Annotated in this window: 19 protein-coding genes, 1 pseudogene and 1 riboswitch; of the genes and pseudogenes, 16 read left to right on the forward strand and 4 right to left on the reverse strand. The window is 70.7% G+C overall.

Annotated features, from left to right (window positions below; all coding sequences use genetic code 11):
- Positions 1–514: 514 nt before the first annotated feature.
- From P3T29_RS04930 to P3T29_RS04950, 5 genes are all read left to right on the forward strand, one after another.
- Complete coding sequence (locus tag P3T29_RS04930; RefSeq protein WP_280715021.1) at positions 515–790, forward strand: hypothetical protein; 276 nt, start codon at positions 515–517, stop codon at positions 788–790.
- 358 nt (positions 791–1148) lie between these two features.
- Positions 1149–2432, forward strand: a complete 1284-nt coding sequence (locus P3T29_RS04935; RefSeq protein ID WP_280715022.1) for an extracellular solute-binding protein — start codon at positions 1149–1151, stop codon at positions 2430–2432.
- 85 nt (positions 2433–2517) lie between these two features.
- On the forward strand, positions 2518–3432 hold the full coding sequence (locus P3T29_RS04940) for a sugar ABC transporter permease (RefSeq protein ID WP_280715023.1): 915 nt from the start codon (positions 2518–2520) through the stop codon (positions 3430–3432).
- Positions 3432–4301 (forward strand): carbohydrate ABC transporter permease, encoded by an 870-nt coding sequence (locus tag P3T29_RS04945; RefSeq protein ID WP_280715024.1) that lies wholly within the window; start codon positions 3432–3434, stop codon positions 4299–4301. The genes P3T29_RS04940 and P3T29_RS04945 overlap by 1 nt, the downstream gene beginning before the upstream one ends.
- 115 nt (positions 4302–4416) lie before the next feature.
- On the forward strand, positions 4417–5439 hold the full coding sequence (locus tag P3T29_RS04950) for an enoyl-CoA hydratase/isomerase family protein (RefSeq protein ID WP_280715025.1): 1023 nt from the start codon (positions 4417–4419) through the stop codon (positions 5437–5439).
- A 36-nt stretch (positions 5440–5475) separates the two neighbouring features.
- On the opposite strand, the gene P3T29_RS04955 is transcribed toward P3T29_RS04950, so the two are convergent.
- Positions 5476–6996, reverse strand: coding sequence for a carboxyl transferase domain-containing protein (locus tag P3T29_RS04955; protein ID WP_280715026.1), 1521 nt, complete (start codon positions 6994–6996; stop codon positions 5476–5478).
- Between the two features lie 207 nt (positions 6997–7203).
- Between P3T29_RS04955 and P3T29_RS04960 the strand changes: the two genes are divergently transcribed.
- Positions 7204–7980 carry an enoyl-CoA hydratase gene (locus P3T29_RS04960; protein WP_280715027.1) on the forward strand — a complete coding sequence of 259 codons (777 nt, stop codon included), beginning with the start codon at positions 7204–7206 and terminating at the stop codon, positions 7978–7980.
- A gap of 48 nt (positions 7981–8028) precedes the next feature.
- The gene (locus P3T29_RS04965) at positions 8029–8517 is read left to right on the forward strand and encodes an SAM-dependent methyltransferase (protein WP_280715028.1); all 489 of its coding nucleotides are present in this window, start codon (positions 8029–8031) and stop codon (positions 8515–8517) included.
- A 60-nt stretch (positions 8518–8577) separates the two neighbouring features.
- On the opposite strand, the gene P3T29_RS04970 is transcribed toward P3T29_RS04965, so the two are convergent.
- Positions 8578–10572 (reverse strand): NAD(P)-binding protein, encoded by a 1995-nt coding sequence (locus P3T29_RS04970; RefSeq protein WP_280715029.1) that lies wholly within the window; start codon positions 10570–10572, stop codon positions 8578–8580.
- A 154-nt stretch (positions 10573–10726) separates the two neighbouring features.
- Between P3T29_RS04970 and P3T29_RS04975 the strand changes: the two genes are divergently transcribed.
- From P3T29_RS04975 to P3T29_RS04985, 3 genes are all read left to right on the forward strand, one after another.
- Positions 10727–12523, forward strand: coding sequence for an HSP90 family protein (locus tag P3T29_RS04975; RefSeq protein WP_280715030.1), 1797 nt, complete (start codon positions 10727–10729; stop codon positions 12521–12523).
- On the forward strand, positions 12520–14562 hold the full coding sequence (locus P3T29_RS04980) for a tetratricopeptide repeat protein (RefSeq protein ID WP_280715031.1): 2043 nt from the start codon (positions 12520–12522) through the stop codon (positions 14560–14562). Before P3T29_RS04975 ends, P3T29_RS04980 begins: the two co-directional genes overlap by 4 nt.
- Positions 14563–14640: 78 nt before the next feature.
- On the forward strand, positions 14641–14841 hold the full coding sequence (locus P3T29_RS04985) for a hypothetical protein (protein ID WP_280715032.1): 201 nt from the start codon (positions 14641–14643) through the stop codon (positions 14839–14841).
- A 104-nt stretch (positions 14842–14945) separates the two neighbouring features.
- Here P3T29_RS04985 and P3T29_RS04990 read toward each other — a convergent pair whose 3' ends face one another.
- Positions 14946–15284 carry an antibiotic biosynthesis monooxygenase gene (locus tag P3T29_RS04990; protein WP_280715033.1) on the reverse strand — a complete coding sequence of 113 codons (339 nt, stop codon included), beginning with the start codon at positions 15282–15284 and terminating at the stop codon, positions 14946–14948.
- A 124-nt stretch (positions 15285–15408) separates the two neighbouring features.
- Here P3T29_RS04990 and P3T29_RS04995 point away from each other — a divergent pair, with 124 nt between their 5' ends.
- The gene (locus tag P3T29_RS04995; RefSeq protein ID WP_280715034.1) at positions 15409–15681 is read left to right on the forward strand and encodes a Prokaryotic metallothionein; all 273 of its coding nucleotides are present in this window, start codon (positions 15409–15411) and stop codon (positions 15679–15681) included.
- Between the two features lie 142 nt (positions 15682–15823).
- On the opposite strand, the gene P3T29_RS05000 is transcribed toward P3T29_RS04995, so the two are convergent.
- Entirely contained in the window at positions 15824–17104 is a 1281-nt protein-coding gene (locus P3T29_RS05000; RefSeq protein ID WP_280715035.1) for a cytochrome P450, read from the reverse strand.
- Between the two features lie 164 nt (positions 17105–17268).
- Between P3T29_RS05000 and P3T29_RS05005 the strand changes: the two genes are divergently transcribed.
- From P3T29_RS05005 to P3T29_RS05025, 5 genes and pseudogenes are all read left to right on the forward strand, one after another.
- Positions 17269–17988, forward strand: coding sequence for a maleylpyruvate isomerase family mycothiol-dependent enzyme (locus P3T29_RS05005; RefSeq protein ID WP_280715036.1), 720 nt, complete (start codon positions 17269–17271; stop codon positions 17986–17988).
- Between the two features lie 368 nt (positions 17989–18356).
- Positions 18357–18514, forward strand: a riboswitch (cyclic di-AMP (ydaO/yuaA leader).
- Between the two features lie 144 nt (positions 18515–18658).
- Positions 18659–19084, forward strand: a pseudogene (locus P3T29_RS05010) (M23 family metallopeptidase); the annotation flags it as partial.
- 132 nt (positions 19085–19216) lie between these two features.
- Positions 19217–19636: a DUF2809 domain-containing protein gene (locus P3T29_RS05015; protein WP_280715037.1), complete on the forward strand. Its 420-nt coding sequence runs from the start codon at positions 19217–19219 to the stop codon at positions 19634–19636.
- A gap of 10 nt (positions 19637–19646) precedes the next feature.
- Positions 19647–19853 carry a hypothetical protein gene (locus P3T29_RS05020; RefSeq protein ID WP_280715038.1) on the forward strand — a complete coding sequence of 69 codons (207 nt, stop codon included), beginning with the start codon at positions 19647–19649 and terminating at the stop codon, positions 19851–19853.
- Between the two features lie 130 nt (positions 19854–19983).
- Positions 19984–20424, forward strand: a complete 441-nt coding sequence (locus tag P3T29_RS05025) for a nucleoside deaminase (protein ID WP_280715039.1) — start codon at positions 19984–19986, stop codon at positions 20422–20424.
- The last annotated feature ends 90 nt before the right edge of the window (positions 20425–20514 follow it).

Here is a 20514-nt window from a genome sequence, read left to right on the forward strand (position 1 = left end):
GACCAACTCTGTGTATGAACACAGCCTGCCTTCCGTGAACTCCGGCCCGGCAGGCAGCGCTCGCGCAGCACAAAACCGCGCTCGCGGACAACTGCCGCGGCGCGTGCACCCGTTGGAGTCTTTCCCCCGTTACGAAGACACCCGATATGATCTAAAGCAGATGCAAACTACCTGACCAAGTTACCGACCGGCAACAAGATTTCTCCCCCCACCGGAAGACTGGCACCACACCCCTGCCGACCCCGCCGAACGGGGGATTGACGGCAGGCTTCCGCCATGATCGACTGCCCCGGAATTACGACCAGGAACGGGGAGCAACTCGATGGCGACACACCAGATATCAGGCCGCGGCCGGACCGCAATCGCTCTGTCGGCGATCATTCTCCTGGGGGCGGTCGGCTGTTCGTCGGCAAAGTCCGATTCCACTGCCGGGAAAGCCGCCCCGTCGGCGGGTTCCGGTCTGTCCACGACCCACCCCTCCACCCTGGGTGGAGGCAGCCCGTGCCGGGACACCATGAAGCACATCACCGATGCGGGCCAGAAGATCACCGCCGACGCGAAGGACCACGGGAAGGCAGCCGCCGATCTGCAGGACGTGTCCAGGCAGTTCACCGCCGACGCGGAGAAGATCAAGAACCCGGACGCCAAGAACGCCGCGAAGCAGCTCGGTGACGTCTACCAGAAGCTCGCCGACAGCGCGAAGAGCAACCAGAGCCCGGATCTGAAGACCCTGCCGACCGAAGTCCAGTCCGCAGTAGCGGCTTTGAGCCAGTGCGCGGCCACCGAGTAGCACCGGACCCGCGCCGCCCCCACCGCCTCCGCCCCGGACAGGGACCGGAGGCGGTGGCATGCCCGGGCAGGGCAGGCAGCGGAGAGCCGACCATGTCCGACCCAAGTTGGTACGTACCAAGCGGCGTTATGGGCCGCATGACCGTTTTGGGGTTGCACGGGCTGCAACGAACTCCCTCACTTAGATAACTGGTGTAGACCTATATCCGCAGTACGGGCACTCTGGGACCATTCCGGGGAAAACCCACCCCCCGGCCCAACTGCTCGCTCCTCAAGCGCTGTTGCCCGGACATCGCTACCGGTCGAGCCGACGGCGCCGTCGCGGCCTCCCCTCCCCCATGTCGAAGGCGGTTCCAACGATGAACAAGAAGGTTCTTCACCTCTCCGCGCTCTGTGCCGTCGGCGTCCTGGCCCTCACCGCGTGCGGCAGCAGCACGAGCAGCGGCAGTGGGGACGGCTCCAAGGCGAGCGGCCCGGTGACCCTCAAGCTGGTCGCCGCCGACTACGGCGACAAGGCGACCAACAGCTCCACGCTGTACTGGAACGACCTGGTCAAGAGCTTCGAGGCCGCCAACCCGACCATCAAGGTCGATGTCCAGGTGATCAACTGGAACGACATCGACAAGCAGGTCAAGACGATGATCCAGAGCGGCAACATGCCGGACGTCCTGCAGACCGGCGGCTACGCCGACAAGGTCGCCGACAACCTGCTCTACCCCGCCTCCGACGTGCTCTCCCCCGCCACCCAGGCCAACGTCATCGACACCTTCGCCAAGGCCGGCCAGGTGAGCGGCACCCAGTACGGGATCCCGTTCGTCTCCTCGGCCCGCGCCTTCTTCTACAACAAGGCGATCTTCGCCCAGGCCGGGATCGCCGCGCCGCCGCAGACCTGGGACGACGTCAAGGCCGACGCCACCCTGATCAAGGCCAAGGTCCCCGGTGTCACCCCGTACGCGCTGCCGCTCGGTCCCGAGGAGGCCCAGGGCGAGAGCATGATGTGGGAGCTCGGCAACGGCGGCGGCGTCACCAACTCCTCGGGCAAGTACACCCTCAACAGCCAGGCGAACATCGACACCTTCAGCTGGCTCAAGACCAACCTGGTCGACCCCGGCCTGACGTACGCCAACCCCGCCACCACCGACCGCAAGACCGCCTTCGCGGACTTCGCCGCCGGCAAGGCCGCCATGCTCAACGGCCACCCCTCGCTGATCCAGATGTCCAAGGACGGCAAGGTCGACTACGGCGTCGCCCCCATCCCCGGCAAGAGCGGTGCGCTCAAGTCCACGCTGGGCGTGGCCGACTGGATGATGGCCTTCAACAAGAACGGCCACAAGGACCAGATCAAGGCCTTCCTCGACTTCGCGTACTCCAAGGAGAACACGGAGAAGTTCGACGAGACCTACAACCTGATGCCGGTCACCAAGGACACCCTGGCCGACATGACCTCCAGCGGCAAGCACACGGACCTCGCGCCGTTCTTCGCCCTGCTCCCGAACGCCTCCTTCTACCCGCTGGGCGACACCAGCTGGGACGCCGTATCCGCCCAGATCAAGCAGAGCATCGGCACCGCCGTCTCCGGTGACCCGGCCAAGGTGCTGGGCGACCTGCAGAAGAAGGCCGAAGCCGCCGTCGCCGACAAGTAACCCCGGCCGCAACGGCTCTGAGACACGTGCGGGAGGCAGGGGCAACTCCCCTGCCTCCCGCACACCCTTAGGAAAGGCAGTACCCGTGTCGCTCAAAACCGGCGCAACGACCGGCGCACCAGGGGCCCGGCGCTCCGGCCTCGCCCGGCTCGGCCCGCTCCCGTGGATCGCGCCCGCCGTGATCCTGATCCTGCTCGTGGTGCTGTGGCCCGTCTACGAGATGGTGCACACCTCGTTCCTGCGGATCAGCACCAGCGGCTTCGTCCGTGGCTCGGCCGGCCTGGACAAGTACACCAAGCTCTTCGGCGAGCCCGACTTCTACAACGTGCTGGGCTGGACGGTGATCTGGACCGTCGCCGTGGTCGCCCTCACCATGGTGCTCTCGCTGGCCCTGGCGCAGCTGTTCAACCAGGAGTTCCCGGGCCGCCGGCTCACCCGCTGGGCGCTGATCGCGCCGTGGGCGGCGTCCGTCCTGATGACCGCCATCGGCTTCAAGTGGATGCTCAACCAGACGGCCGGCGTGCTCAACACCGCGATGACCGACCTCGGCCTGATCAGCGGCCCGCAGGACTGGCTCGGCGACCCCTCCACCGCCAAACCGTGGATGGTCCTGATAGCAGTCTTCGTCTCACTCCCCTTCACCACGTACACCCTGCTGGCCGGACTGCAGACCGTCCCCGGCGACGTGTACGAGGCGGCCAAGGTCGACGGCACCCGCCCCTGGCAGACCTACCGGCTGATCACTCTGCCGCTGCTGCGCCCCGCGCTGCTGGTCGGCCTGGTGATCAACCTGATCAACGTCTTCAACTCCTTCCCCGTCATCTGGGGCACCACCCAGGGCGGGCCGGACAGCGCCACCGCGACCACCACGGTCTTCGCCTTCCAGTTGATGAACACCGACATCGGCGAATCCGCCGCGATGTCCGTCGTCAACTTCGCCCTGATCGTGGTCATGGTCCTGGCCTTCCTCAAGGTCAGCCGCTGGAACGAGGAAAGCTGATGTCCCAGGCCCGAACCCAGACCCGTCCTCAGACGCTGACCCGTCCCCGACGGACCATCAGCCCGCGCACCCTGGTCATCACGGCAGTCGCCTGGCTGCTGGCTGCGCTCTTCCTGCTGCCCTACCTGGAGATGGTCGTCACCGCGCTCCGCCCGGCCAACGAGCTACGCGACGCGACGTACCTGCCGACGCACTTCGCCTGGTCCAACTTCGTCAACGTCTGGCGCGACTCCACCCTCGGCACCAACCTGCGCGTCACCCTGCTGGTGGCCGGCGGCGCGACCGTGCTGGTCCTGCTGGTGGCGCTGCCCGCCGCGTACTACACGGCCCGGATGCGGTTCCGGGGGCGCAAGGCGTTCCTGCTGCTCGTCCTGGTGACGCAGATGTTCCAGCCGACCTCACTGCTGGTCGGCCTCTACCGCGAGTTCTACCAGCTCCACATGCTCAACTCGGTCTGGACGCTGATCGTCTGCAACGCGGCCTTCAACCTGGCCTTCGCGATCTGGATCCTCACCGCCTACATCTCCTCCATCCCGGTCGAGTTGGAGGAGGCCGCGCAGATCGACGGGCTGGGCCGGCTCGGCGCCCTGCGGCGCGTCACCATCCCGCTCGCCATGCCGGGCATCGTCACCGCCGTGATCTTCACCTTCATCTCGGCCTGGAACGAGTTCGTGATGGGCCTGCGGCTCACCACCGTGCCCGACAGCCAGCCGCTGACCGTCGGCATCAACAACTTCATCGGCAACTACACCGTCCAGTGGAACTACCTGTTCGCCGGATCAGTCGTCGCCATCCTCCCGGTCGTCGTCCTCTTCGCCTTCATCGAGCGCCAGGTCGTCTCGGGCCTGACGGCGGGCTCGGTCAAGTAGCACGGGGCCGACTACGCGGTCCGCGAGGCCCGGGAGATCTTCTCCGGGCAGCACCGATCGAGCCGACGGCCGTCGAGTACCGTGTCCGGGAGATCAAGGGATGCGGAGTCGCACGATGACCATTGACGTACAGCTGCACACCGACGGGCGGGTGGGCCGGATCGTCCTCGACCGGCCCAGGGCGCTCAACTCGCTCACCCACGGGATGCTGCTGGCCGTCCGCGAGGCGCTCGACGCCTGGGCGGCGGACGACGCGGTGGCGGCCGTGGTGCTCACGGGGGCGGGCGAGCGCGGGCTGTGCGCCGGGGCGGACATCCGGGCGCTGCACGACGACGCCAAGCTCGGCGGGGCGGGCTCGCGGGCGTTCTTCCGCGACGAGTACCTGCTCAACCACCTGATCTCGCGGTACCCGAAGCCGTACGTCGCCGTCATGGACGGGATCACCATGGGCGGCGGCGTCGGCCTCTCCGCGCACGGCAGCGTCCGGGTGGTCACCGAACGCTCGACCGTCGCGATGCCGGAGACCCGGATCGGCCTGGTCCCCGACGTCGGCGGCAGCCACCTGCTCGCGCACGCCCCGGGCGAGTTGGGCACCCACCTCGCCCTCACCGCCGCCTCGATGAGCGCGGGCGACGCACTGCTCTGCGGCTTCGCGGACCACTTCGTCCCGTCCGCCGCCCTCGCCGGGCTGACCACCGCCGCCGACCCCGTCGCGGCCGTCCACGCCGCCACTGCCCCCGCGCCGGAGTCCGAACTCGCCGCGCAGCGCCCCTGGATCGACACCTGCTACGCCGCCGACACCGTCGAGGAGATCATCGAGCGACTGCGGGACAGCGGCGTCCCGGAGGCGAAGGAGGCCGCCGAACAGATCCTGGCCAAGTCCCCCACCGCCCTCAAGGTCACCCTGGCCGCCCTGCGTCGGGCCCGCCGGCACACCACCCTCGCCGAGACCCTGAACCAGGAGTACCGCGTCTCCTGCACCGCCCTCACCACCCCCGACCTGGTCGAGGGAATCCGCGCCCAGGTCGTCGACAAGGACCGCAACCCCCACTGGTCCCCCGCCACCCTCCCCGAGGTGAGCGACGCCGACGTGGCCCGCTTCTTCGCACCGCTCGGCCCGGACGAACTGGGCTGCTGAGCGGGTCCGGAACGTTTCGAGCAGGCGACCCCGCACTCACTGTCGCTGCGCGAGGTTGCGGAAGCGGCTCAGTCGGGCGGCCGGGTAGGGGGTGGCTGCGGCGGTGGCGAGTTCGGCTTCGATGGTACTGACGGTGCGGCGGACGAAGTCTGAGGGATCGTCAGATGCTGCTACGGGCTCCGGGAGGATGCGGTCGACGATGCCCTCGCGGAGGAGTTCGGCGGCTCCGATGCGTTGCTGTTCGGCCAGTTCGGGGGCCCGGTCGGGGGTGCGGTGCAGGATCACCGAGGCGCCCTCGGGCGGGAGGGGGGAGAGCCAGGCGTGCTCGGCGGCGACGGTACGGTCGGCCGGGAGCAGGGCGAGTGCCGCGCCGCCGGTGCCCTCGCCGAGCAGCAGGCTGACCACCGGTACCGGCAGGGTGCTCAACTCCGCCACGCAGCGCGCGATCTCACCCGCGAGGGCGCCCTCCTCGGCCTCCCGGCTGAGCAGCGCGCCGTGGGTGTCGATGACGGTCAGCAGCGGGAGGCCCAGTTCGGCGGCGAGGCGCATGCCGCGTCGGGCGGTGCGGAGTCCGGCGGGGCCGACCGGTCCGTACGCGGCGGCGGCCGCCCGGTCGTGGCCGACCACCACGCAGCCGGTGGCCCCGAACCGGACGAGCGCCAGCCGGAGCGCCTCGTCGCGCTCGCCCGCGCCGGTGCCCGCGAGCGGTACGACGGTGTCGGCCGCGCGGAGCAGGTCGGCGAGTCCGGGGCGGTCCGGTGAGCGGGTGAGGGTGACGGACTGCCAGATGGGGCCACCAACCGGCGGGACGGAGTCGGCCGGCGGAACCGGGCCCGGCCCCGGGCGGGCCGAGAGGACATCGAGGGCGTCCGCCAGGAGCCGCCGCAGCTGGTCCGGCGGCAGCACGGCGTCGACCGTCCCGTACTCCTGGAGGTGCTCCGAGCGCTGGACCCCCGGCGGGAAGGGCTCGCCGTACAGAGCCTCGTACACGCGCGGGCCGAGGAACCCGACCAGTGCCTCCGGTTCGGCCGTGGTCAGCTGGCCGAGCGAGGCCCAGGAGGCCAGCACGCCGCCGGTGGTGGGGTGGCGCAGGTGGACGAGGTACGGCAGCCCGGCGGCCTTGTGGGCGGTGACGGCGTTGGCGATGGCGACCATCCGGACGAACGCCGGAGTGCCCTCCTGCATCCGGGTGCCGCCGGAGGCCGGGAAGGCGAACAGCGGGAGCCGTTCGGCGGTGGCGCGTTCGATGGCGCTCAGCAGCCGGGCGGCGGTGGCGGTGCCGATCGAGCCGGCCAGGAAGCCGAACTCGCTCAGCACCACCGCGACCCGGTGCCCGGCGAGCCGGGCCTCACCCGTCAGGGCGGCCTCGTCCGCCCCGCTGCGGGCCCGGGCGCGGGCCAGGGCGTCGGCGTACGGGCCGGTGGCCGGATGCCGGGGCGGGGTGTCCCAGCTGCGGAACGTCCCCGGGTCGAGCACCAGGTCGGCGAAGTGCAGCGCCGCAGGGCGCGGTGCGGGTACGGCTGAGGGGGAAGGGGAGGGGGAGGTCGATTCGTCCACGTTCCCCAGTCTCGGCAGGACACAGCCGATCAAGCAAGCTCTTCCCGGCCAACACCCCGTAACCGTCAGGTCCGGACCGCAGCCCGTCCGGCGGGTGATGACCGTCTCGCCTGTCGAGACTGGCGCGCTGCCGGTATCGTCCGCGATCGTAGGCACCGTCAAGTGGATGCCCGCAGATGGACGCCCCTCAGGGATGGAGCAACGGCGATGACCGAGTACGAGACGATCCTGGTCGAGCGCAAGGGACGGGTCGGGCTGATCACGCTCAACCGTCCGAAGGCGCTGAACGCGCTGAACAACCAGCTGATGAACGAGGTGGTTGCCGCAGCGACCGCGTTCGACCGCGACCCCGAGATCGGCTGTCTGCTGATCACCGGCTCGGAGAAGGCGTTCGCCGCCGGGGCCGACATCAAGGAGATGCAGGAGAACAACTTCCCCGACGTCTACCTGGACGACTGGCTCGGCCCGTGGGACCAGCTGGGCCGGCTCCGCAAGCCGGTGGTCGCCGCCGTGGCGGGCTACGCGCTCGGCGGGGGCTGCGAGTTGGCTATGCTCTGCGACGTCCTGTTGGCGGCCGACACCGCGAAGTTCGGCCAGCCGGAGATCAAGCTCGGGGTCATCCCCGGGATCGGCGGCTCGCAGCGCCTCACCCGGGCGATCGGCAAGGCCAAGGCGATGGAACTCTGCCTGACCGGCCGGATGATGGGCGCCGACGAGGCCGAGCGAGCCGGTCTGGTGTCCCGGATCGTCCCGGCCGCCGAACTGCTGGCCGACGCACTGGCGACCGCCGAGACGATCGCCGCGATGTCCGCCCCGGCGGCCGTGATGATGAAGGAGAGCGTGAACCGGGCCTTCGAGACCACCCTCGCCGAGGGCGTCCGCTTCGAGCGCCGACTCTTCCACGCCGCCTTCGCCACCGCCGACCAGAAGGAGGGCATGGCGGCCTTCGCCGAGAAGCGCCCGCCGTCCTTCCAGAACCGCTGACCCCGGGCCGGCCGGCTCAGAACCACCGAAACAGCAGAAGGAAGAGACATGACCACAGAGACGGTGGCGGAGAGCGCAGTTGAGGGGATCATTCCGATCGGCCGGGTGCTGGGCGGCCGATCGGAGCTGATCGACGACGACTGGGGGGACGTGCCCTCGGTCATCCGCCTCGACGCCGCCCGGTTCACTCCCGAGGCACTGCTCGCCCTGGACACCTTCTCCCACCTCGAGGTCGTCTTCCACTTCCACCGGGTGCCCCCGGAGAAGATCGAGCAGGGCGCCCGGCACCCACGCGGGAACACCGACTGGCCGCTGGTCGGCATCTTCGCCCAGCGGGGGAAGAACCGCCCCAACCGCATCGGCGTCTCCCGCTGCCAACTGGTCAAGGTGGACGGGCTCGACGTGCACGTGCTGGGGCTCGACGCGGTGGACGGGACTCCCGTCCTGGACATCAAGCCGTATCTGACCGAGTTCGCGCCACGCGGCCCGCACGCCCAACCCGCCTGGGCCGACGAGCTGATGCGCACGTACTACTGACCTCCCCCGGACGCTTCGGTGCCCACGGGCCGGAAGCGACCGGAACGGGCCGGCCCCTGATCAGCTCCCCTCCATCGACTCCACCGGTGCCGTCGGTGCCCCCGGTGCCGCCGACGCCGACGCCGACGCCGACGGAACCGGGGTGCTGATCCTGGCCAGCCCGTTCCGGGTGGCCGCGACGACGATGTGGTCCCCCGGGAGCAGCCGTCGCGCCCGGTCCGCGTAGTTCCACTGGTAGTCCTCGGGGCGGCGCGCCAGCCGTACGGCTATCACCCGTACGCCGCCCGGCTCCTCGATGTCGTGCAGGTCGAGCCCGACCAGCCCCGAGCCCTCGTCGGCGGTGACTTCGGCGATCAGCAGGACGTGCCGGAAGACCGAGAGCGTGCCGAGCACCTCCCGGCCCATCAGGGCGGCGGCGAACGCGGGCGCGGAGAGGTAGGAGACCGACCGGGAGGCGACGTTGCCCAGGGTCGCGTACACGTGGTGGGCGAAGTCGTCGTCGAACAGTCGTACGACTATGCGGACTTCACTCCGGACGGCCCGGGCCTCCAGCGCCGCCTCCAGATTGGTCGCGTCGTCGTTGGTGACGGCGACCAGCGCCCGGCTGTGCTGGACCCGGGCCCGGCGCAGCTGGCTCTCCAGCGGCGCGTCACCGACCAGCACCGGCACGCCCAGCGCCCGGACGGCCGCGATGCCGCGCGCCTGCGGGTCGCGTTCGATGCAGACCACCGGCACGCCCGCGTCGCGGACCAGCACCGCCACCCTGGTCCCGACATTGCCGAGACCGACCACCACCACGTGGTCCCGGATGCCGCCGCCGGGGGCCTTCGGCAGACCGCGCCGGCCGGTCGCCAGCGCGTCGACCACGAGCGCGGTGGCCACCGGGACGAAGGTGATACCGCAGAAGGTGATGACCACTTGGGCGAGCCGCTGCCAGAGTCCGCCGGGCACGATGTCGGTCGGCTGGTCGGGCTGGGCCGCACCCGCCATGTCGAGCAGCGTGAGGTAGACCGCCCAGCCGAACTGCCCGGTGAAGTACCAGATCACCGCAGCCCCGGCCAGCACCGCGCTGAACGCGACGATCAGCAGCATCCGCAACCGGGCGCCGGTGAAGAACCGCAGGGCGTCCGTCAGCCACCAGCGCAGCCGACTCCACCACGGGATGCGCAGCGGAGGCTCCCTGGTCAGCGACTGCAGAGCGGCGATCCCGCCGCGCTGGGCCCCGGCGTCCGGGCCGTCACCAGTGGAGTCACCGACCAAGTCACCAGCCGAACCACCGGCTGAACCACCGGCTTCGGCACCGACCGAGCCACCGACCGAGCCACCGCCGCCGCGCTCACCGACCGGGCCGACCGGGCCGAGCGAGGCCGCCCGGTGGGCCAGCGCGATGAACTCGGCGGCGCGCCCCACCGTTTCGGGCAGCAGCCGCAGCCGGTTGAGGTCCAGCCGGTCGATCCGGTCGGCCACCACGCAGATCTGGTTGGAGTGGATGTCGTCGTCGTACGCGACGTACAGGTAACGGTCCCCGACCCGAACGCAGTTGGGGCGCCCGAGCGCGCCGTTGGCGAAGGCGGGCGCGGCGGTGGCGGAACCGGAGAGCGAGGTGCAGTTGGGCAGCAGCCGTTCGATGTGTTCCCCGAGGCGCTGGTTGAACATCCGCAGCACGATCCGGATCCCCTGGTTCCGGCCCTGTGCGCTCAGCGCGGTGTGGATGTTGTCCTGGTCGGTGCCGTCCACCAGCGCGATGCCCCGCGCGGTCTCGATCTGCGCGGCACGCAGCGCCTCCGCTGTGACGGTGCCGTACTCCAGCACGGCGGTTACTCCTGGTAGTTGCACGATCTGCGGCGCATGATCACGGGTCAGATCCGGCACCACGGCGACCACCGGGACCTCGTAGTGCTCGATCAACTCCTCGATGAGCCGGTGCGCCAGGGCGTTTCCGCCACAGACGACGTAGTGGCCCGAATACTGGCCGCCGTGCTGCCCGGCGTGCTGGCCGCCGTACTGCTCGGCGAACGGATCGCTCGGCAGGGTCCCCCACCCTTCTTGCGTCATACCAGCCGAGTCTACTGAGCCGATCAGTCGTACGGGTGACCTACTGATGGCTGAACGACGGCCCGTACGACTGAACACTCCCGAAACAATTCACTGCCCGACTGTCAGTACGAGGACCTAAGGTTCAGCTCAGCCAAGCACCGGGAGCCAGACCGTGTCCGAATCCTTCCGCGTCGACCTGCGCGGGATCGTCGATCTGTTGAGCCATCACCTCTACACCAGCCCGCAGGTCTACAGCCGCGAGCTGCTGCAGAACGCGGTCGACGCGATCACCGCCGTCCACCTCGGCCGCCCGGAGCACGAGGGCCGGATCTCCATCACCTCCGGCGAGCTGACGGGTGACGGCTCGCTGCGGGTCGACGACAACGGCATCGGCCTGGGCGAGCAGCAGGTCCACGAGCTGCTGGCGACCATCGGCCGCAGCTCGAAGCGGGACGAACTCGGCTTTGCCCGGCATGAGTTCATCGGCCAGTTCGGTATCGGCCTGCTCTCCTGCTTCATGGTCTCGGACGAGATCCGGGTCCGCACCCGGCGCGCCGACGAGCCCACCGTGCTCTGGCACGGCCGCTCCGACGGCAGCTACTCCGTCGAACTCGCCCCGGCCGACGAGCAGCGCTCCGAGCCCGGCACCACCGTCACCCTGCACCCCCGCCCCGGCAGCGAGCAACTGCTCACCCGGGCCGCGATCACCCAGCTGGCCGGCCACTACGGCTCCCAACTCCCCTTCCCGGTAACGGTCGACGGCGCCGAGCTGTCCAGCGGGCCGGCCCCCTGGTCCCGGCCGGAGGACGAGAGCGGCGCCACCCGCCGGGTGCGGCTGGAGCAGTACTGCGAGGCGGTCTTCGGCTTCACGCCGTTCGACGTCATCGACATCTCGGCGGCCGAGGCCGGCCTGCGCGGCGTCGCGTTCGTACTGCCGATGCCCGCCAACCCGGCCGTCCCGGCCGCGCACCGGGTCTACCTGAAGCAGATGCTGCTGGCCGAGGGAGCGGAAGGGCTGCTGCCCGACTGGGCGTTCTTCGTCCGCTGCGTGGTCGACACCACCGAGCTGCGCCCGACCGCCAGCCGGGAGGCGCTCTACGAGGACTCCCTGCTGGAGGAGACCCGGGAGGCGCTCGGCGACAAGCTGCGCGGCTGGCTGATGCGGCTCGCCACGGGCGACCCGGCCCGGCTGCGGACCTTCCTGCGGGTGCACCACCTCGGGGTCAAGGCGCTGGCGCTGCACGACGACCAAATGCTCCGACTGGTCGAGGAGTTCTGGCCGATGGAGAGCAACGTCGGCCCGCTCACCCTGGCCGAGTTCCGGGCCAGGTACGGCCTGCTGCGCTTCACCCCGCAGCTGGACGAGTTCCGCCAACTCGCCCCGGTCGCGGCGGCCCAGGGCCTGGCCGTGCTCAACGCCGGTTACGTGTACGACCGGGAGCTGATCGACCGAGTCGCCACCCTGGACCGCGAGTTGGTGGTCGAGCCGCTGCGCGCGGCCGATCTGACCACCCACCTGGAGCGGATCGGCCTGGCGGAGGAGAGCACGCTCGGCCCCTTCCTGGCCGTCGCCGACCGGGTACTCGGGCGGCTCGGGTGCGACGTGCTGGTCCGCTCCTTCGAGCCGGTCGGCCTGCCCGCCCTCTACCTGCTGGACGAGGACACCGCCTTCCAACTGGACGTCCGCAACACCCGCGAGCAGGTGGACGAGACCTGGGCCGCGATCCTCGGCGGGTTCCAGACCGTCGCCGAACCGCGCCCCCGGCTGATCCTCAACCACCGCAGTGCGCTGGTCCGCCAGGTGCTCGGCCTCGGCGACCCGGAGCTGACCGGCCTCTGCCTGGAGGGCCTCTACGTCCAGGCCCTGCTGCTCGGCCACCACCCGCTGCGGCCGGCCGACACCGCCGTACTCAACCAGTCCTTCCTCGGTCTGATCGGCCGGGCCGTCGCCGCCGGAGGCACCGAATGAGCTACACCGAGACGGAGTTGCGCCGGCTCCACGGGCAGGCCCTGGGCCTGCCGAACGGTCCGGCGCAGTTCGCCGCGCTGGAGGAGGTGATCCGGCACGCGGACGCCCTGGAGCTCACCGAGTTCGCCTTCGAGGTCCGGATGAACGCGACCGACGCGTTCCAGCTCGGCGGCGTGCCCTCGAAGTCCTTCGTCACCTTCGCCTGGTGCCTGGCCGTCTACGACCGCGAGCCCGCCCGCTTCGGCGGCCACCACGAGCACCAACTGCTCTGGCAGTACAAGTGGATGGTCAGCAGCCTGGCGGCGTTCCCCGAGATCCCGCTGGCCCGCACCCTGACGCTGCTGGACGACATGGAGCAGCGCTTCAAGCGCGGTGGGCACAGCATGCACGCCGTCCTCCAGCACCGGGGCGACGTCGCGCACGCCCTGGGCGACCTGACAGAGGCCCAGCGCTGGTACGAGGAGATGAGCCGCACCCGCCAGGACGACCTCTCCGACTGCTCGGGCTGCGTGCCGGGCAGTCTGGTCCGCGTGCTGACCGCGCTCGGGCGCTACGAGGAGGCCATCCGGGTCGGCGAACCGGCCCGCAGCGGCGGGGGCTGCGTGCAGCAGCCGCACGCGATCAACTCCGAGCTCCTGGTGCCGTATCTGCGTGCCGGGCGTGGGGCGGACGCCGCCGAGGCGCACCGGGTCGCCTACCGTGCGATCCGCGAGAAGGCGGAGCACCTGGAGGAGATCGCGCAGAACCTGATGTTCTGCGTCCACAGCGGCAACCCCGAGCGCGGGCTCGACCTGGTCGAGCGGCACCTCCCCCTGCTGGACCGCGCCCCGGCACCGCTGGACGAGCTGGAGTTCGCGGCGGCGGCAGCGGCGGTGCTGGCGCAGTTCGAGGCGCGGGGCGAGGGCGGGCGCGACCTGCGCTTCCCGACGGTGGCGGGCAGGCGGCTGCCGGACCGCTCGGTCACCGAGCTGGCCGACGAACTGCGCGCCCGGGCACACGCGCTGGCGGCGCGGTTCGACGACCGCAACGGCAACGACCACCAGAGCCGTCGGCTGGCCGAGCAGCTCGCCGCCGGGCCGATCGGCGAGCCGGTGCCGCTGTCGGTCTTCGAGCGCAGGCTGCCGCCCGCCGAGCAGGGCGCGATCAGGCAACTGGTCGAGCGGGTGGCGCAGCAGACGGCCGCCGGCCAGCCGGCCGAGGCCGCCCGCACGCAGGCCCTGGTCGCTGCCGCGTACCGGGACGCCGGGCAGCTCCCGGAAGCACTCAACGCCGCCGAGCAGGCGGTCCGCGCGCTGGATCGGGCCGGTCTGCCGGAGGACACCGCCGCCTGCCGGTACCTGCTGGCGCAGCTGTACCTGGAGTACCACCGGACGGACCACGCCCGGGCCGCACTCCAGGAGCTGCTGGACCGCGCCGGGCCGGCGCCCGGCGTGCCGTCGGCACCGGAGCTGCACACGGAGATCGCGCTGACGTACGGCCACCACCCGAGCGCGGCGGCGGCGGAGCACCACCTCGCAGCGGCCCGCGGCTTCGGCGCGGCGGGCCGGACGCACGCCCAGCTGGAGTCCTTCCGGTACGCGATCGAGGGGATGGCGGCCTTCGACGTGCCGGCCGCGCTCGGCGCACTCGCCGAGGCGGACACGGCGATCGAGTCGCTGACCGAGGCCGAAGCTCCGGGCGTGGCGACGAAGATCGCCGAACTGCAGATCGCCGCCGCCGAACTGCTCCGCGAGGACCAGCGCCTCCCGGACTCCCGAGAGCGGCTGCTCGCCGCCCGCCCGGCCCTGGAGCGGTACGGGGACGCCGAGGACTTGGGCGAACTGCTGACGGCCCTGTCCACGACGGAGCTGGAGCTCGGCGATCCGGCCGCCGCCGAGACGGCCGCCCTCGCGGCGATCGCCCTGCTCGACGACCCGGTGGACGAGGCCTGGTACGAGGCGATCGCCCTGATCCGGGCGCTGCGCGCGCTGGGGCGTGACGCGGAGGCGGCCGAGGCCATGGAGCTCTACTCGATCGACGAGGACGACCTGCTGCCGTAGAGCTCCGCGAGCAGGCACTCGATCAGTCCCGGACCGGCCGACCCGCTGCTGGCACAACCTGCAGGGCGGGGGGATGTCGTGAAGGTCACCGTCGTCACCGATGACTCGGGGCTGGTCGCCGTTCAGCAGGGCCACGCGTCCGAGGCCGACCGGAGCGTTACCGGCGCCGTGGTGGTGGCCGGCCCCGGCCAGACCGTTCAGGAGATCGAGGTCCCCGAAGCCGACGGCGTCGAAGACGCGCACGAGCTGCACCTGATCGTGGCGGCAGCGCTGCGATAGTCCGTCCGACCGTCCGACCACCACCGCAGAGCGACAACCCACCGCACAGCGACAACGAAGCCCCCGATCTCGTCCAGAGATCAGGGGCTCTCGTGTGCGGACCGTCAGTCCTGGTCGGTGGTGGAGAGCTCGCCCGGCGTGAAGTGCGTGACGGGTGCGAAGTGCGAGACCACCGGCGGGTGTTCCAGGTTCCGGAACTCGCCCTCCGCCCAGACCGGCCGGATCCGCCACATCGGCCCGGCGTAGGCGCGGAGCGCCTCCTCGTCCCGCCAGCGGGCCAGCACCACGACCCGGTGGTCCTCGGCCGACACGGACCGGAGCAGCTCCGCGCCGAGGAATCCGTCCACGGCGGCCAGCGCCGGGATCGACTCGTCGGTCAGCTTGGCGCAGAACTCGTCCAGCCGGTCCGGGGTGACGTGCGCCTCCCACATACGGACGATCATGGTTACCTCCTCGGGGCCGGGCCTCCCTCCAGTATCCGTTCGGCCGCGCGCCGATTGCCGACCCGGAGCGCTCACCGAAGACTCGGAACACCCGAGGAAGAGCCGAGAAGAGGGGACCTGCCCGATGGCGGTCTGCGTGGTGTGCAAGAACGACTACTGGCTGGCGTTCGAGATCCGGACGGTGACCGGCGACAGTTATACCTTCGACAGCTTCGAGTGCGCGATGGAGAAGCTCGCGCCGCGCTGCGAGTACTGCCAGGTACGGATCGTCGGGCACGGGGTGGAGGTCTCGGGCAAGTTCTTCTGCTGCGCGAACTGCGCCCGGCGGGACGGCGGCCTCGGCGAGCAGATCCGCGACGCGGTCGGCGTCCATCCGGGTGAGCGCCAGCCGTCCTGACCGGCCTGCCCGTCCCCTTTCACGACTACATACCCGACTACCGCGAGTTACCCGACTACCGCGAGGACGACCTCGCGGTAGTCGGCTGTCTGCGCCCCCGCCGGCCGGGCGAGCGGAACTGACGGGCGCGGACCGCCGCCGGTCAGCCGGTGGGCGGCGTGAACGCGAACCGGAGCGACCTGACCCGGTTGTCGAAGTTGGACGGCACCAGGTCGGGCTCGCCGACCGAGCGGATGTCCGGCAGCCGGGTGAGCAGTTCACGCAGCAGCACCTTCATCTCCTGGCGGGCGAGGTAGGCGCCGAGGCAGAAGTGTGGCCCGCCGCCGCCGAAGCCCAGGTGCGGGTTGGGCGAGCGGGTGATGTCGAAGGCGTCCGGATCGGCGAAGACGGTCTCGTCCCGGTTGGCGGCCCCGAAGAAGAGGACGACCTTGTCCCCCTTGGCGAGGCGGGCGCCGCTCAGCTCGTGGTCGACGGCCAGGGTGCGGCGGAACTGGATGATCGGGGTGGCGTGGCGGACGATCTCCTCGACCGCGCCACCGAGGTGGGTGTCGAGGTCGGAGACCAGCAGGGCCCGTTGCTCAGGGTGGGTGGTGAGCAGGTACAGGCCGTGCGCGAGGGCGTTCCTGGTGGTCTCCACCCCGGCCACCAGCAGCAGCGAGAAGAACGCCCCCAGCTGACGGGAGTCGAGGCGCCGGCCGTCGACGTCGGCGGTGACCAGGGCCGAGATCAGGTCGTCGGCGGGGTGTCGGCGACGCTCGCGGCCGAGGGCGGCGATGACGCCCTGCATCCGGGCCAGCGCACGCAGGCCGCGTCCGGGGACGCGGAGCCGGCTGCGGGCCACGCCGGTGTGCTCGGAGGCGTGGTTGATCTGCCGCAGGATCTCGCGGCGCTGGCGCTCGGGGACGCCCATCATGTTGCAGATGACCTGGTAGGGCAGCTCGGCGGCGACGGCCGGGACGAAGTCCGCCGGGCGCTGCTCCAGCACGTCGTCCACGATCCGCGCCGCGACCTGGCGGATGTCGTCCTCGACCCTGGCGACCAGGCGCGGCGTGAACGCGCGCGAGACGATCCGGCGCAAATCGGCGTGGCGCGGATCGTCCAGGTTGACCATGGAGTCACCGAACAGCGCCCGGACCCAGCGGGCCGGTTCGGGCGTGGTGACACCGGGCGCGCTGACGAAGACGGCGGGATTCCGGCTGGCCTCGACCACGTCGGCATGCCGGACGAGCGCGTGGAAGCCCTTGCCCGTACGGGGATCGGTACAGAACACCGGATGGTCCAGCGCCCGCAGCCGCGCGAAGGCGGCGGCCCTGGCAGCGGCGGGGAGCTGCCAGAACTGCGGCTCGGCCGGATTGGCGCCGGGGGCGTATTCCGCTGCATATTCCGTTTCCGACTGTCGACTCTGGCCGACCGGTGCGCTCATGGTGGAATATCTGATGCAGATATCAACTGAATGTCAAGTTCCATTTCACGGTGCTATTTGATTACTTTTCCTTTCTCGGTGGCCCATCCCCGGTCGCGCCGGGCCGGGATCAGGCCGGACAAGTACACTGCACCATCGCGTCGCAGCAGCTAGCGTCCGTACCCATGGACCGAACTGACTACATGTACGCACTGCGCCGTGACGGCGCGCGGATGGCCGAGGCGACCGCCGGGCACCTGGCTCTCCCGGTGCCCAGCTGTCCGGAGTGGACGGTCGCCGATCTGGTCGGGCACACCGGTTCGGTACACCGGTTCTGGGCCGCCATCGCCTCGGGTGAACTGACCGATCCCAGCGGGTACACCCCACCCGCACGGCCGGCGGAGGACGGGCTGCTCGGCTGGTTCGCCGAGGGCGTCGAGCTGGCCGCCGCCACCCTCGAAACGCTCGACCCGGAGCTGCCCCGCTGGACCTGGGCCGACCGCAAGGACGTCGGCTTCATCCAGCGGCGGATGGCCCAGGAGACCGCCGTCCACGCCTGGGACGCCTTGGCCGCAGTCGGCCGCGAGCAGCCGATCGAACCCGTACTGGCGATGGACGGCGTGGACGAGTTCCTCGCCCACTTCGCCACCGGCGCACCCCCGGCGGGCCTGCCCGAGGCCGGCATCCACCTGCATGCCATCGACGGCCCCGGCGAGTGGTCGATCCGCACGGTGGACGGCGCCTGGCAGGTCGGCCGCGAACACGGCAAGGGTGCGGCGGCCGTCCGGGGCACCACCTCCGACCTGCTGCTCCTACTGTGGCAGCGGCGCAGCCCAGGCCAACTGGAGACGTTCGGCGACCTGGCCGTGCTGGAGACCTTCCTGAGCGCCTACTTCCGCGACTGACCACGCCGGCTCGACCCAGGTCCTGGGTCCGGGCCGTCGATACAAGCCGTTGATAGGGCCTGTTGATACGGACGTGACAAGCCTCACGGGCGCAGCCCCCGGTGGTCACACAGTGCCACGAACGGTGTGCGGATCGGCGCCGGGATGACACCGACCCCCAGGTCGGTAACTCCCGGTGACCGATTCGGGCACCCGCTGCGCGGCCGCACATCCGGAGAGTTACCGAATTCTCCGTCAATGTCGGAAATGGGCAATTGGTTCGATCACCATCCTTGCCTTGGCATGCCCCGATCGGTTTTGCTTCAACGACCGCCCGGCCAGTTGTCCGGGCGAGACCATCGGGTGCAACGCCTAGTCCTGCCGGCGCCCGATGGCCATCACTGAGCTCTGTACGGCAGGAGCGGGGGACCCACAGGTAAGCCGCCGTCCGGTGATCCCGGACGGCTCGGGGTGAAGCCGCGCACGCGGCCGGGCAACTCCAGCCCGAACCCGACAGCTCACCTCGCCGGCGTCGGAGAGGAACAGATCCATGCCCGCACTGGGTAACCACAGCCGTACCCGCCTGCCCCGCCTCGCCCGGATCGGTGTCACCGCCGCGCTGGCCGCCTCCGCCTTCGCCCTTCCGCTGGTCGGTGCCGTGAGCGCACACGCCGCGCCCGTGACCGTGACCGCGTCCGCCGTCAACTCCGCCGGTTTCACGGCTCCGCTGAACAGCCTCCGGATAACCGAGGCGTACGGCGTGCTCGGCCACATGTGGGCCAGCGGCCACCACACCGGCGTCGACTTCGCCGCCTCGGTCGGCACCAGCGTGAAGGCCGTCGGCAACGGCACCGTCGTCACGGCGGGCAACGGCGGCGCGTACGGCAACCAGATCGTCATCAAGCTCGCCGACGGCCACTACGCCCAGTACGCCCACCTGTCGTCCATCCAGGTCCACCCGGGCCAGACCGTGCAGGCCGGCCAGCAGATCGGCCTCTCGGGTGCGACCGGCAACGTGACCGGCCCGCACCTGCACTTCGAGATCCGCACCACCCCGAACTACGGCTCGGACATCGACCCGGTCGCCTACCTGCGGGCCCACGCCGTCACCGTCTGAACCGCAGCAACCGCAGCAACCGCGAAGTAGAACCGACCGACTGGTAACCGGTCCGGGCCTGCCGACGAAATCCCTTCGTCGGCAGGCCCGGACCGGACCGGTTTACGGACGTGCCGCTCGTAGGGTGTTGCTATGAATGATCATCAGAGCGCGGATCGTCACTGGCCGACCCGGCTGGCAGCGGCAACCGCCGCGTCGCTGACGGTCGCCACCGGGCTGGCCCTCCGGGCCGGGGCAGGTGGCGAGCTCACCAAGTACGCCGGGGACGCGCTCTACACCGTCCTGGTCCACACTCTGGTCGTCCTGGCCGCTCCCCGGGTGCGACCGGTAACGGCGGCCACGGTCGCGCTCGGCGTCAGCTGGGCGGTCGAGTTCCTCCAGATCAGCGACATCCCGGCCGATCTCTCCCGGCACAGCACCATCGCCCGCCTCGTTCTCGGCTCCACCTTCAACCCTCCCGACCTGGCCTGGTACGTCGTGGGTGCCGCGTCCGCCTGGCTCGCGCACACGGCGACGATCCGGGTGTTCCGCACTCGACCGTCCGTGGGCTAACTTGACGATCATGACCCGACTGCCGAGCCCCTCCGACACCGAACAGCCCGTCAACGGGCTCCGACGCAGGGCCCGGTCCGTCCGGGCCTGGATCGCCCGCACCTACTGGCTCCGCGCGTGCTGGCTGATCAGCAAGACCCTGGCCACCGCGATCGCCACCGCGATCCGCGCCGTGGCGACCACCCCCGGCCAGCGGTCGGGCGGCGAGGGCGGGTAGGAGCCCGCCCGGATCCACCTGGTCGAGCAGCGGTACCCGGTCACCGTGGTTGCCGAATGCGGGCCGTGCGGTGGGGTAGGTTCCGACGTGCCGTGCTGTTACCGCCGACCGGAGAGACCCAGGTGGAGCGATGAGTCCGGAGCAGATGCTGACCGTGGCGGTCGAGGAGGCCCGGGCCGGGCTCGCAGAGGGCGGGATCCCGATCGGGGCGGCGCTGTTCGGGCCGGACGGGGAGGTACTCGGACGCGGTCACAACCGCCGTGTGCAGGACGGCGATCCGTCGATGCACGCCGAGACGGCAGCGTTCCGGGCGGCGGGCCGCCTGCGCGGGTACGGCCGGACGACCATGGTGACCACGCTGTCGCCGTGCTGGTACTGCTCGGGCCTGGTACGGCAGTTCGGTATCGGCCGGGTTGTGGTGGGCGAGGCCCGGACCTTCTTCGGCGGTCACGACTGGCTCACCGAACACGGCGTCGAGGTAACGGTGTTGGACGACCCGATCTGCGTGAACCTGATGACGGACTTCATCGCGGCCCGCCCGGACCTGTGGTTCGAGGACATCGGCGAGTGAGCGAAACACGCTCCCTCCCGTTGGAGCACAGCGCGCCCGCCGGTACGTTCACCGGACGGGCGCGCTGGTGTCGTCGCTACTGCTGCGACT

Source organism: Kitasatospora sp. MAP5-34, assembly GCF_029894335.1.
GTDB lineage: Bacteria > Actinomycetota > Actinomycetes > Streptomycetales > Streptomycetaceae > Kitasatospora.

Coding starts and splice junctions, on each gene's coding strand:
- P3T29_RS05020 (WP_280715038.1), top strand. CDS start 19,647: ATGACCCGACTGCCGAGCCCCTCCGACACCGAACAGCCCGTCAACGGG.
- P3T29_RS04935 (WP_280715022.1), top strand. CDS start 1,149: ATGAACAAGAAGGTTCTTCACCTCTCCGCGCTCTGTGCCGTCGGCGTC.
- P3T29_RS04995 (WP_280715034.1), top strand. CDS start 15,409: ATGGCGGTCTGCGTGGTGTGCAAGAACGACTACTGGCTGGCGTTCGAG.
- P3T29_RS04970 (WP_280715029.1), bottom strand. CDS start 10,572: ATGACGCAAGAAGGGTGGGGGACCCTGCCGAGCGATCCGTTCGCCGAG.
- P3T29_RS04950 (WP_280715025.1), top strand. CDS start 4,417: ATGACCATTGACGTACAGCTGCACACCGACGGGCGGGTGGGCCGGATC.
- P3T29_RS05015 (WP_280715037.1), top strand. CDS start 19,217: ATGAATGATCATCAGAGCGCGGATCGTCACTGGCCGACCCGGCTGGCA.
- P3T29_RS05005 (WP_280715036.1), top strand. CDS start 17,269: ATGGACCGAACTGACTACATGTACGCACTGCGCCGTGACGGCGCGCGG.
- P3T29_RS04990 (WP_280715033.1), bottom strand. CDS start 15,284: ATGATCGTCCGTATGTGGGAGGCGCACGTCACCCCGGACCGGCTGGAC.
- P3T29_RS05000 (WP_280715035.1), bottom strand. CDS start 17,104: ATGAGCGCACCGGTCGGCCAGAGTCGACAGTCGGAAACGGAATATGCA.
- P3T29_RS04945 (WP_280715024.1), top strand. CDS start 3,432: ATGTCCCAGGCCCGAACCCAGACCCGTCCTCAGACGCTGACCCGTCCC.
- P3T29_RS04960 (WP_280715027.1), top strand. CDS start 7,204: ATGACCGAGTACGAGACGATCCTGGTCGAGCGCAAGGGACGGGTCGGG.
- P3T29_RS04980 (WP_280715031.1), top strand. CDS start 12,520: ATGAGCTACACCGAGACGGAGTTGCGCCGGCTCCACGGGCAGGCCCTG.
- P3T29_RS05025 (WP_280715039.1), top strand. CDS start 19,984: ATGAGTCCGGAGCAGATGCTGACCGTGGCGGTCGAGGAGGCCCGGGCC.
- P3T29_RS04930 (WP_280715021.1), top strand. CDS start 515: ATGAAGCACATCACCGATGCGGGCCAGAAGATCACCGCCGACGCGAAG.
- P3T29_RS04965 (WP_280715028.1), top strand. CDS start 8,029: ATGACCACAGAGACGGTGGCGGAGAGCGCAGTTGAGGGGATCATTCCG.